The sequence below is a fragment of the Synechococcus sp. GEYO genome (assembly GCF_900473955.1).
Taxonomy (GTDB): domain Bacteria; phylum Cyanobacteriota; class Cyanobacteriia; order PCC-6307; family Cyanobiaceae; genus Synechococcus_C.
On sequence record NZ_UCNL01000005.1, the window covers coordinates 85,531 to 97,009 of the forward strand.

Sequence of the window (11,479 nt, forward strand, 5' to 3'; positions counted from 1 at the left end):
ATTTTTTAAGGGAAGACAAAGACTTTCACGAGGCTGAAGCCGTCTTTAAAGAGTTCAGTATGTATAGAAGTAGGTCTTGCGGGCTTGATACGTAGTTTAAATCAGAGTGTTTGTTGGTGAACAATCTTGTTGGTTGATGATCTTTAATTCAGTAGAGACTTGATATCACTCTCAAACGTGAGGATGCTGTGACTTTCACCTTCTGGCCCAGGTAGAAGTGCAATCGCGCTGATGGCCTTGGGGAACGCCGCTTGACTTCTGGCGACAAATGATGAGAGATCATCGGCGGACCAAAGGCCTTTAATTCCGGATCGACGTTCTTCAATCAGTCGTTCGTAAGCCTCATTAAATCGTTTGGCGTGTTCCTCATCGCCATCGAGCATCTCGGCGAAGGCCACTTCGGGACTCTTCTCCGTGGCGATCCGAAGCCATTCTTTGACCTCTGGATGATCGATAGCGGCTGATGTTGGCACCAGATTGCCAATGCTTCCTACGCCGATCACCACCGCTTTGATCTCATCCGTACGACCATCGAGAACGACGCAAGGACAGGAGAAATCCCACGCCTTCACAGTGCTGACTTTGATGGCTGCTTCCACGAACGTCTGCCGGCACTCAGACACCAAGACGTCCAGACGGGATCGATTTGATGACATGTGCGCTCTTGGTTTGCCCCCATTCGAACAAGGCTGACAAGTCTCGCGAAAGATCATTCAGCGTTGTGTATCCGCTGGTTTCAAGAGAGCCAGCTGGAATCCACTGAAAACGTGAGAATGCCGTGATCATCTGTATCGTTCCCCTCCGTGATGGCGACACAGGCAATGTCCCCTTGTTCGAAACACTGCTTGGATTTGAGGGCGAATTTGGCTGCTTCGGAATACGACCAAACAGCGAGTCCATGACGTTGGCGTTCATCGGCATAGCGATCCCAGAGCATGGAGAAGTGTTCTGCTTCCGGACCATGCATGAATTCATCAAGGGCTTCGTCGGCGCCCACCTCCTTGGAACGAGCCAGAAATGATCGCAGCAGTGGATTGTCGATCACATTGCTTGTTGTGATGGTTCCAGTGAGACCTCGCACCGACGTTTTCAGAACTCGTTTGGGATGCTCTCTGGCATCAATCACAATCACAGGGCATTGCAGATCCCAGCTGGCTCGATTACGCAGTTCCCTCGCAGCATCTGACATCTCGTCGCGAAGCTCGCTGATCAGCTTTCGAACAATGAGGGTCGGATCCTTCATTATTTGAATTTAAAGCTTGTACGGGCCAGAAGACAGTTGGGGCGTGTCTTCAACTCATCCCACTCTTGTAGCCCAGTCATCAAGTAAGGCATGACATCGACCCTCTTTGAGTTATTCGTGGCGGTGGCACAGCTCTTGAGAGCTGATTCGCGCTACTGGTTCTGAGAACCCATTTGCTGCAGAGCTTTGCGTCGATAGATCGATCCTTCTTTGCCGCTATGAACTCCCCACAATCCTTCCCAATAGAAGTAAATCACTCCGTAACCCTGTTCATTGCTGAGTCGTTTTTTTTCGGCAAGGACAGGGATTGGTGTTGTCCTTTTCCCGAAACCAGCAAGAACGCCGATCTGAACCGGCAATCCCCACTGACGCGCTTTACGCAAAGCAGGTTGATTGAGATCTTTGGCAAACCCTTTGAGTGAATAGGCGTAGTTCTGTACGACAAGATCATCAATTAGTTCTCCAACTGCCCAGAGTTCCCAGTCCTGCAGCCAGTGGTTGTAGGCAAATCGAAAAGGTCCTGGCGAAAGACTGATGCGTTCAGGCAGAGATTCTTTCTCCAAGCGTTCTCTCAGTGCCCTCAACAGGCCTGTCAGCTGACGGCGTCTCCAGGTCATCCAATAGCGATTGGTGTGATCCTTCGGCGGTGGTGCGCCGGTCTGCGTTTCGTACAACGCAGAGGTGTAAGGGTCATATCCCAGTTTCACTGGCCATGCGAAATGGTCATCCAGCTGTAGGCCATCCATTCGGCAGCGTTTCATTACCTCTACCACCAGGCCGATAAAACGTTCGCGTACCTCGGGATGGGCGGGGTTGAGCCAGACCATGTTTTTGCCATGCATGGTCATGACGGTGTTGCCGTCAGCTCGAGCTAAGACCCACTCAGGTTGCTGACGCACGATCGCCGAATCGGCGGGCTCCATCAGTCCATATTCGAACCATGGGATGACTTTCATCCCGCGTTGACGAGCCTGTTGAGTCAGGGTGCAGATGGGATCGAGCTGAAGACCAGCTTTCTTCAATGCTGGTTCAACCGGTACGAAACGACTGCGATGAAAGGTTGTGCCTCGACTCCACACATTGGGATAGATGGCATTGAAGCCTGCTGCTTTCAGCTCATCCATGGCCCGGATGAGAGATTGACGGTCGTAGTAAAGACGGCTTGGGCTGTTGGTCAGCCAGACTCCCAGGGTGCGTTTGGGCTGAACGGAAGGAAGCTGTGCTGATGCCGGAGCTGCAGCGCAAAGGCTCAACATTCCAGCCATCACGCTTGCGGTCGTCCGACGGAGCTGCTGCTGAGCTCTGGACACGGATTTAGCGGAACATCGAGCTAACGGAGCTCTCCTCATGAATCCGCCAGATCGCTTCGCCAAGCATGTTGGCGACCGAGAGCACCTTCAGCTGTGAGAACACACGGTCTGAAGGGATTGGAATCGAGTTCGTCACCACCACCTGCTCAAACAGACCGTCTACTGAGAGACGCTCCGCCGCAGGTGGGGAGAACACGGCATGAGTGGCGCAGGCGATCACCCGCCGCGCCCCTTTCTCTCGCAGCAGGCGTGCGCCGGCGCAGATTGTGCCGCCGGTGTCGATCATGTCGTCGATCAAAATGGCGGTCTTGTCCTGCACATCACCAATCACGGTGAGGCTTTCGGCCATGTTGTGACCTGTGCGCCGTTTGTCGATGATGGCCAGAGGCGCATCATTCATCTGTTTGGCAAAGGCTCTGGCGCGTGCGACACCACCCACGTCCGGAGACACCACCACCACCTCGCCCAGGTCCTGATCGGATAAATAGTCGACAAGAACTGGAGAGCCGTAGATGTGATCGCAGGGAATGTCGAAGTAACCCTGGATCTGAGCGGAATGGAGATCCATCGCCAGCACTCGGTCAACACCGGAGGTCGCCAGCAGGTTGGCGGTCAGCTTCGCGGTGATCGACTCACGGCCTGCTGTTTTGCGATCAGCCCTGGCGTAGCCGTAATAAGGCACAACAGCGGTGACCTGTCTGGCGGAGGCGCGTCGGCAGGCATCCACCATGATCAGCAGCTCCATCAGGTGATCGTTCACAGGAGCGCAAGTGGGCTGGATCAGGAACACGTCGCAGCCCCGAATGGATTCCTGAATCTGCACATAGAGCTCACCGTCGGCGAAGCGTTTGCAAACTCTTGGACCATCCGGTACGCCCAGATAGGCGGCAATTTCACGTGACAGGGCAGGATTGGAGGTTCCAGTGAAAAGCCGCAGACGCCTCGTGTCGTTGTGGATCTTCTCCTGTTCGGCGCGGGCTGCAGTCAGGAATCCGGTCACGATGCCCGCGAACGAGAAACTGGTTGTCCGATCGTAAGGGTGCGCGGTCCCGTTCCTCCTGGCCGTTTCCTGAATCACTCCTCTTAACGTGCCGGAATGTCCCAGAACCTCCTGGTTGTTATCGGCACCGGTGCTCTGCCTGAACTGCAGATGTCCGCAGCCTGTCGCTCTCTTGCTAAAGAGTTCGGAGCTGTTCTCCTGGAAGAGGGTTGCGGCCTTGCGCCGCATCCACTGCTCCGAGAACTCACTTCAGAGATCAGTGCTTCTAAGGCCTTGACCTTGTTGAGGTTGAGCGGTGATGCCGGCGTGGACGAAAGCGGCGAGGGCAGCTGGTTGGAAGCTCTCGCTGCCTGGCGAATCCCCGTGCTGATGTTGGCGCAGCCTCGAGCTGATGGTCGCTTTGCTGGGATCGTCCCAGCGTCTGTGGCCTTCGCCCGAGCGCTCAACCTTTCCCTGCTGGGACTCGTGCAACTTGGCGGCGAATGGGATGTCCCTGCAAGACGCACCGATGGTCTTCCATGGTGTGGATGTCTACATGGTCCTGATGATGACCCAAGAGGGTTGATCAGTTGTCTGCAGCATCGCCAGGAGGTGCTGGCCAGAGCGGAAGCTGCTGGTTCGGTTTGAGCTCTCGCATCACTTGCTGTCCTGTTCGGGGTGCCAGTTCCAGCTGAGTGATCACCGGCGGCTGATTGCTGCTGAGCGCTGCTGCTGCCAGGCTCATCATCTCCATGGGCGTGAGATCTGTTTCCATCTGGGCGCTGACTTCGCCAATCACATAGGGCAGAAGGGCGATCGCATTGGGTTGATTCAGCTGCTCGTGAATCCCGTTCAGAAGGCTTTGTTGCCGGCTGCGCCGTGCTTGATCATTTTTGGGCTCAGGTCTGTAGCGGGCCAACTGTTCGGCCTGCTGGCCGTTCAGTGTTTGCCGTCCTGCCTGTAGGTTCACGCTGTAGTTCTGAGCTGAGTCCTTGTGCTTATAGGACTGATTGAGCGTGACTTCCACTTCACCCAGTCCGTCCACAAGACTGCGAAGAGCTTGGCGTGCGATGACCACGAACCGTTCTGGTTCTCCCTCCTTCAAGCCCACCACTTCAGCAATGACATCGGCAGTCAGGGCAACGCTGCCGAGAGGATAGGCATCAGCCAGCGATTGCATTGTTGTGCGCCCGGGCAGATTCACCGCGAGTTCTGTCGGCAGCTGCAGCACTTGCACGGGGTCGCCAGGGCTGATCTGGATGAGCATCAGACTGTCGGCATTGGCCGGTCCTTGGGGAGCGGCTCTGTTGCTTGGATCATGGATGCCATCTGCATCGATGCCCACGACCAGCACCATGACTGGACGTTTGGGAAGTGGTGCCAGGCTGGCCGGATCATCCGCGGAGGGCGGTTCCGCCGCTATTGGGTCAGGTTTTGGCCAGATCACCCCGAGCCCTCCAGCGATCAGGCTCGCTCCCGCCACAGCAGCAGCGATTCTCAGAATGGTTCTGAAGGGATGGCTCCCGAACCATCGCTTCAATCGGCTTGGTGAAGGATCACCTGTCGGTCCCTCGTCCTTCATTGCCCCGAATCCTCCAGAACTGAGCCGCAGTCTCGCCTGGTTCTAAGCGAATAATGGATGGTGTCGACCCCATGCCCATGCTTCTGAACGACGACTTCCGAGACCGTTCGCCCGACAAGGTGCGTGTTTTGGTCTTTGGTGCGACGGGATATATCGGTCGTTTCGTGGTGAAGGAGCTGATCACGCGCGGTTACAACGTTGTTGCTTTTGCGCGTGAGCGCAGTGGTGTGGGTGGCCGTCAAAATCAGGACAACGTGAGGGCTGATTTCTCCGGCGCTGAGGTTCGTTTCGGTGACGTCACGAATGCTGATTCACTGTCGCGTCATGCCTTTGATCAGCCAGTGGATGTGGTGATCAGCTGCCTCGCATCGCGCACTGGCGGACGCAAGGATTCGTGGGCCGTTGACTACCAGGCCACCCTCAACACGTATCAGCAGGGGAAAAAAGCAGGACTGTCGCATTTCGTTCTGTTGTCGGCGATCTGTGTACAAAAGCCTCTGTTGGAATTTCAGAAGGCGAAGCTTGCGCTGGAGGCTGAGCTTCGCGATGGCAGCGATGTGACCTATTCGATTGTTCGCCCGACGGCGTTCTTCAAAAGCCTGGGAGCGCAGGTTGAAAGTTGTCGCAAGGGAGCCCCGTACGTGATGTTCGGAGATGGTGAGCTGGCAAGTTGCAAGCCAATCAGTGAGTCTGATCTGGCGTCTTTTCTCAGTGATTGTGTTGTTGATCAAGACAAGATCAATCAAATTTTGCCGATTGGAGGACCCGGACAGGCATTAAGTGCTCGACAGCAGGGCGAGATGCTCTTCAAGGCTTTAGGCAAAAAACCTTGGATGATTTCCCTGCCGATTGCATTGATGGATCTTCCTGTTGGCTGTCTTGAATTTTTATCCGGGACGTTCCCCTCGCTTGAGGACGCCGCTGAATTCGGCAAGATCGGCCGCTACTACGCTGGGGAGTCAATGCTTGTCTGGGACGAACAGCGTCAGCAATACGACAGTTCAGCGACGCCCTCCTATGGCAAGGACACGTTGGAGCAGTTTTTTGAACGCGTTGTGCGTGACGGGATGGACGGCCAAGACCTTGGTGATGCCGCTCTGTTCTGAGGCCCTGTCGTTGGATTGTCAGTCGTTGCCTTGCCAAGCGAGTCGCGCGTGACCTCTGTTTCTCTGCCGCGTCGTCGCGTCGGTGTTCTGTTGCATCCGACTGCCCTGCCAGGCTCACCTGTTTGCGGAGGGTTGGGAGCTCCTGCCCGCGATTGGATCAAGGCTCTTGCTCAGCAGGGAATCGGCGTGTGGCAGATCTTGCCATTGTCACCACCAGACGGAACGGGGTCTCCCTACAGCTCTCCATCTAGTTTTGCCATCAATCCCTGGCTCCTGGATGCCAAGGATCTCAGTGACCAGGGATTTCTTCAACATGGTGATTTAGAGGCTCTTCCGGGTGTTGAGGCAGCCGAAGCTCTACTGGATTTCCCACTCGCAGACAGGCGGGCTGCAGCTTTGGCCAGGCAATTGCGCCATTGCTGGGACCAGCTGCCGCACTCGCACCACGCGGACTTTGACCGCTGGCGAAGGGATCAGTCCCGCTGGCTTCAAGATCACGCTGCCTTCATGGTGCTGCGTGAACAAAACGAGGGTCGTCCCTGGTGGGAGTGGCCTCAACAGTTGGCAGTTCACGATCAGACCGCGCTAAGGGAGTGGCGCGATGCCCATGGGGATCGTCTTCTGGAGCAGGAGCTCCTTCAGTGGCATCTGAGCCGGCAATGGACGCGGCTGCGCGAGCTTGCCTGTGAGCTTGATGTGGAGATTCTCGGGGATCTTCCCTTTTATGTGGCTCGCGACAGCTCTGATGTCTGGAGTCATCGCTCGTTGTTTTCCATTGCTGCGGATGGAAGGCTGCGAGAACAAAGTGGTGTTCCGCCTGATTATTTCTCCGAGACCGGTCAGCTCTGGGGAACCCCTGTTTACAGCTGGCCCCGGCATCGCTGCACCGGTTTTCGCTGGTGGAGGGATCGTCTGCGGCGTCAGTGGCAGCTCGCCGATCGACTGAGGCTTGATCATTTCCGTGCGCTGGCGTCTTACTGGTCTGTTCCTGGTGGGGACAGCACAGCCATGAACGGCACCTGGCGACGTTCTCCCGGTCGTGAGTTGCTCAGCTGTCTGCGTCGAGATGCAGGCGGCCGCTTACCTTTGGTGGCCGAAGACCTCGGGGTGATCACTACCGATGTGGAGCAGCTGCGTGATCGTTTTCATCTGCCTGGAATGAAAGTGCTGCAGTTCGCTTTTGATGGCAATCCCCAGAACCCTTACCTTCCGTCCAATATCCATGGCACAGGATGGGTGGTCTATCCAGGAACCCACGACAACCCCACAACTCTGGGCTGGTGGCAACGGCTTGATGGCGACTCCCGTGCTCGTTTTGCCAGTTGTCTCGACTGTCAGATTGAGGCTCCTGGCTGGCAGCTGCTGGAGCTGGGTCTCGCGACATCCGCGCAGTTGGTGGTTGCTTCGCTGCAGGACCTGCTGCACCTCGACGATGTCGCCCGCTTCAACACCCCAGGCACGGTCGGAGGTAACTGGAACTGGCGCTTAGCGGCGTTTGACGATGCGGTTGAAGGTGCACTTCAGGGTTATGGATTGCGTGCCGACGTCTGGTCAAGGCGATAAATCCCTGGTCGATTCTTCAGCGCCTCTTGCGGGAGTCCGTCCCATCGAACATCTCCTGCGGTTGGTGCTGGTTGAACGCTGAGCTCAAGAGGAGGCAACAGCTGAAGGGTGAGCGTGCCCGTTGCCCCTTGAAGTGAAATGCGATCGCCGCCTTCACTGCTGAGGGTCAACGTGCTTGGTTGCTTGAGGGTGACTTCAAGCACACCAGGCAGCGGTTGGTCGCCCAGGAGTTTTGCGACGGAGTCAGTCGGTTTCTGTCTTCTGAGCTCAGCGATCGGGCGCAGGCCTTGCAACAGTGCATCGGAATCCTGCTGAAGATTCAGAGGAACAGGAGTGAAGAATTTGGTGTTGTCGATCGCCAGTTGCCGTTGCTGTTGATTCAGCGCGAGCAAGGACACGCTGATGACAACGATGTAGACGAGGCTTCCTTGCCAGGTGGTGAAGATGTCAATGCTTCCAAGCGTGAAGCGTGTCCTCCTCTGCTCTCGGGGCAGTCTTTGTTGAAAACAGTCTTCAGGCAGTGCTCCGCTCAGACTGTTGGGCTCGAGCTGGAGGTATTGCTCCAGACGGTGCAGCATTGCCACCAGGTATGCCGGTTCTGGTAGGCGGTCTGACCAGCCGCGTTCCAGTGCTTCTAGCACTGGTGTTGTGATGCGCACCTCCCGAGATAAATCTCTTAAGCCCAGGCCGCGTTGTTCACGGTGCTGTCTCAGACGTTGACCAGCTTCGATCAGCGGGGCCTCTTTGGCTGCTTGATCCGTTGCATTGGTCTCAATCTGGCGACTTCGACGCCAGCGCCATGGGAAGGAACGTTTGAACAAAGCCATGGCCGGTTTACGCCTCACCTGCCTGAGAGCTGATCAGGCCTTGCCATTCTCGCCTGGATAGCTGGCGCCAGCATCCTTCTTCCGTCGCTCCAAGAGCCAGTCCAGCGATTGCAACCCGCTGCAGGTCGAGCACGGAATGACCGAGCAGCGAGGCAATCCTGCGGATCTGCCGGTTACGTCCTTCTCGAAGAATCACTTCCAGGGTGCTGTGTCCACGTTTGCTGTGGAGCAGTTTCACACTGGCAGGGAGGGTTCGAGAGCCATCGAGTTCCAGGCCTTGTCGCCATCGTTCCAGCTTCGAATGATCCGGTATTCCGGTCACCGTCACCCTGTAGGTCTTGCTGTGGGCATAGCGGGGGTGTGTGAGCTTCAAGGTGAGCTCTCCCTGGTTGCTGAGCAACAAAGCTCCACGGCTGTCGGCATCAAGACGTCCGACCGGATGCAGTCCTTGCCTGAGCTCGGCGGGGATCAGGTCCAGCACTGTTTCGCGACCTTGAGGGTCATGGCAGCTGCTGATCACACCGGGAGGTTTGTTGAGCAACAGCACTCGCTCCGCAGTCTGCTTGGCTAATGGCGTCCCATCCACGCAGATCAGATCTTTTTCGGGATCAGCCTGATCTCCGAGTGCTGCGATCGTTCCGTTGACGTCAACTCGACCCTGGCGCAGCAGTTCCTCTGCCTGGCGGCGTGAGCAGTGCCCCGCGGCGGACATCAATTTCTGAAGTCGCTGGTGCATTCAGCTCGTTTGTGTCTTAGTGGTCACCGCGCGATAACAACAGTTCAATCGATGAGCCTCCGTCAGGATGATTCCTGGCCTGAATTCGGCCACCATGGTTCACGGCGATCTGTTGGACGATGGCAAGTCCGAGGCCGCTGCCACTTTGGTGGGAGCGGACCCGAGATGGGTCGCCGCGGTAAAAGCGCTGGAACATGTTGCTGAGATCACTTTCACTCAGCCCCGGGCCATGGTCCCGGACACAGACCAACCACCATCCACCACTGGGAAGGATCTTCACGTCCACGGTGCTTCCCTGAGGGGAAAACCGCAAGGCGTTATCGAGCAGATTGAGCACGGCTCGATGCAATCGGCGTTGATCTCCCAAAAGCGGTCCTGGCTCTTGGGTGTTGATGGAGAGCCTCACCTCGTGCTGATCTGCAAGCGGACGAATGCTGTTCCATGCGGCCTCTACCAGCTCTTCAAGATTGACCGGTGAGTAGCCCCCCTGCTCATGGGGAAGGATGTTCTCCAGCCTGGAGAGCTCCAGTAAATCCTCGACCAACAATTGCAGGCGTCTGAGTTCTTTCTGCAGACGCTCCACAAGAATGGCGTCATCTGCTGAGACTGCTGTTTCCAGTCGATCGCTCACGAGCATCAGGGCCGTGAGTGGGGTTTTCAGTTCATGGGCGACATCGCTCACCCAGCGTTCCTGTTGCTCCTGCTGTGCCTCCAGAGATTGTCTGTTCTGGAGGAGGACCAGCAACCACTCGTCCGCACCGGGCAGAACGATGGCTTCCAGAGGCACACCCTGCTGTTCCCATTCACAGCGTTGCGGCCGTTGTTGATACCGCACGCTGACCATTGCCTCTTCAAGCTGAGGCACGCTGAGAACATCGTCGAGTGCCTGTCCGCGCACGAGCCGATTGCTGGAGAACTGCAGCAATCGTTCCGCTCTTGAGTTGATGAACCCGATGGTGAGATCCGGTGTGAGAACGAGCCACCCCTGGGTGGCTGCATCGATCCAGGCCAGCAGCTGCGCTGTACTCAGCGAGTGACCGGACAACACCGGCGAGATCTGTGCAGAGCGCCTTCGGGATCCGGCGTTCAAATTGAAGCGGCTGCGCAAAGCCCAACCGCTCATCACACCGAACGTGATGCCAAGTATGAGCGAAGCAGCTGAACTCACATCAATCAGCCGAATCGATAACCGAATCCACGCACGGTTCGGATGTGGTCAGGAGAAGAGGGAGTGGTCTCGATCTTTTCTCTCAACCATCGGATATGCACGTCGACGGTTTTGGTGTCTCCGACGAAGTCGATGCCCCAGATTTGTTCCAGCAGCTGATCGCGGCTCCAGACACGCTTGGGGTTGCGCATCAGTAGTTCCAGAATCTTGTATTCCTTGGGAGCAAGGCTGAGATCCTCTCCGTCCCGCGTAACCCGGAATTCCTGGCAATAAAGACAGAGGTTGGCATGTTCAATGATGTCTACCCTGTCCGTGGATTCGGGCCTGAGTCGCTGGGAGCGGCGCAGCAGTGCGCGGCATCGGGCCACCAGCTCCCTGAGCCCAAATGGTTTGACCAGATAGTCGTCGGCACCCACCTCGAGGCCGAGGACTCGATCGGTTTCGCTGTCCCTGGCGCTGATGACAAGGATCGGCGTGGTGTTATTGAGTTGCCTGAGCTTGCGGCAGAGGTCTAGCCCACCCATCCCTGGAAGCATCAGATCAAGGACCAGGGCATCAATGCTGTCGGCTTGCGGTCCGGTGAGCATGGCCAGGGCTTCGTTCCCATCCCTGCAGGCGCTCACCTCAAAACCCTCGGCGCTGAGCGCCTCCTTCACGGTTTCTCTGATGGAGGTGTCGTCTTCAACCACCAGAAGGTGTGCAGCGCTGACGCTCTTAGTGCTGATGTTGTTGGCGGTTCTGCTGATGGCGGTGGCGGAGGTCACAGGGGACTCCAAGAGTCCTTTCATTTTGACCCAGTGTCTCTGCCGAGTTTCCTCCTAGCGAGAAGCTCCTGTAAACGATGGTAAATTAAGAAATGGATAGGTTTCGTAATTAGACGATGTCGCCCTTGGCTCTGCTACCGGATGCGGACCTTGTGCGTTCCTACCTGCGTGACATCGGCCGTGTGCCGCTGTTGAGCCACC

The 11,479-nt window shown here is 56.7% G+C and carries 13 protein-coding genes; 4 read left to right on the forward strand and 9 right to left on the reverse strand.

Going from position 1 to position 11,479, the window contains the following annotated elements:
- Window positions 1-143: 143 nt before the first annotated feature.
- From DXY37_RS03990 to DXY37_RS04005, 4 genes are all read right to left on the reverse strand, one after another.
- Window positions 144-656, reverse strand: coding sequence for a hypothetical protein (locus tag DXY37_RS03990; RefSeq protein WP_115125468.1), 513 nt, complete (start codon window positions 654-656; stop codon window positions 144-146).
- 80 nt (window positions 657-736) lie between these two features.
- Window positions 737-1,189 (reverse strand): hypothetical protein, encoded by a 453-nt coding sequence (locus DXY37_RS03995; RefSeq protein WP_244276837.1) that lies wholly within the window; start codon window positions 1,187-1,189, stop codon window positions 737-739.
- Between the two features lie 206 nt (window positions 1,190-1,395).
- Complete coding sequence (locus DXY37_RS04000; RefSeq protein ID WP_115125496.1) at window positions 1,396-2,499, reverse strand: glycoside hydrolase family 10 protein; 1,104 nt, start codon at window positions 2,497-2,499, stop codon at window positions 1,396-1,398.
- 58 nt (window positions 2,500-2,557) lie between these two features.
- Window positions 2,558-3,553, reverse strand: coding sequence for a ribose-phosphate pyrophosphokinase (locus tag DXY37_RS04005; protein WP_115125470.1), 996 nt, complete (start codon window positions 3,551-3,553; stop codon window positions 2,558-2,560).
- A gap of 96 nt (window positions 3,554-3,649) precedes the next feature.
- On the opposite strand from DXY37_RS04005, the gene DXY37_RS04010 reads away from it, so the two are divergent.
- Window positions 3,650-4,180 (forward strand): hypothetical protein, encoded by a 531-nt coding sequence (locus tag DXY37_RS04010; protein WP_115125471.1) that lies wholly within the window; start codon window positions 3,650-3,652, stop codon window positions 4,178-4,180.
- On the opposite strand, the gene DXY37_RS04015 is transcribed toward DXY37_RS04010, so the two are convergent.
- Window positions 4,119-5,114 (reverse strand): LCP family protein, encoded by a 996-nt coding sequence (locus DXY37_RS04015; RefSeq protein WP_115125472.1) that lies wholly within the window; start codon window positions 5,112-5,114, stop codon window positions 4,119-4,121. The genes DXY37_RS04010 and DXY37_RS04015 overlap by 62 nt on opposite strands.
- A gap of 71 nt (window positions 5,115-5,185) precedes the next feature.
- Here DXY37_RS04015 and DXY37_RS04020 point away from each other — a divergent pair, with 71 nt between their 5' ends.
- Window positions 5,186-6,220, forward strand: coding sequence for an NAD(P)-dependent oxidoreductase (locus tag DXY37_RS04020; RefSeq protein ID WP_371637839.1), 1,035 nt, complete (start codon window positions 5,186-5,188; stop codon window positions 6,218-6,220).
- Window positions 6,221-6,250: 30 nt separating this feature from the next.
- Window positions 6,251-7,783, forward strand: coding sequence for a 4-alpha-glucanotransferase (gene malQ, locus DXY37_RS04025; protein ID WP_115125498.1), 1,533 nt, complete (start codon window positions 6,251-6,253; stop codon window positions 7,781-7,783).
- Here the strand turns inward: malQ and DXY37_RS04030 are convergent.
- The 4 genes from DXY37_RS04030 to DXY37_RS04045 are packed head-to-tail and all read right to left on the reverse strand — an operon-like array spanning window position 7,747 to window position 11,278.
- On the reverse strand, window positions 7,747-8,610 hold the full coding sequence (locus tag DXY37_RS04030; RefSeq protein ID WP_115125473.1) for a RodZ family helix-turn-helix domain-containing protein: 864 nt from the start codon (window positions 8,608-8,610) through the stop codon (window positions 7,747-7,749). The genes malQ and DXY37_RS04030 overlap by 37 nt on opposite strands.
- A 7-nt stretch (window positions 8,611-8,617) precedes the next feature.
- Window positions 8,618-9,346: a pseudouridine synthase gene (locus DXY37_RS04035; RefSeq protein ID WP_115125474.1), complete on the reverse strand. Its 729-nt coding sequence runs from the start codon at window positions 9,344-9,346 to the stop codon at window positions 8,618-8,620.
- A 16-nt stretch (window positions 9,347-9,362) separates the two neighbouring features.
- Window positions 9,363-10,469, reverse strand: coding sequence for a cell wall metabolism sensor histidine kinase WalK (locus DXY37_RS04040; RefSeq protein ID WP_115125499.1), 1,107 nt, complete (start codon window positions 10,467-10,469; stop codon window positions 9,363-9,365).
- A 50-nt stretch (window positions 10,470-10,519) separates the two neighbouring features.
- Window positions 10,520-11,278 (reverse strand): response regulator transcription factor, encoded by a 759-nt coding sequence (locus tag DXY37_RS04045; protein ID WP_371637840.1) that lies wholly within the window; start codon window positions 11,276-11,278, stop codon window positions 10,520-10,522.
- A 116-nt stretch (window positions 11,279-11,394) separates the two neighbouring features.
- Between DXY37_RS04045 and DXY37_RS04050 the strand changes: the two genes are divergently transcribed.
- A partial coding sequence (locus DXY37_RS04050; RefSeq protein ID WP_136975547.1) for a sigma-70 factor domain-containing protein occupies window positions 11,395-11,479 on the forward strand: 85 nt, incomplete at its 3' end.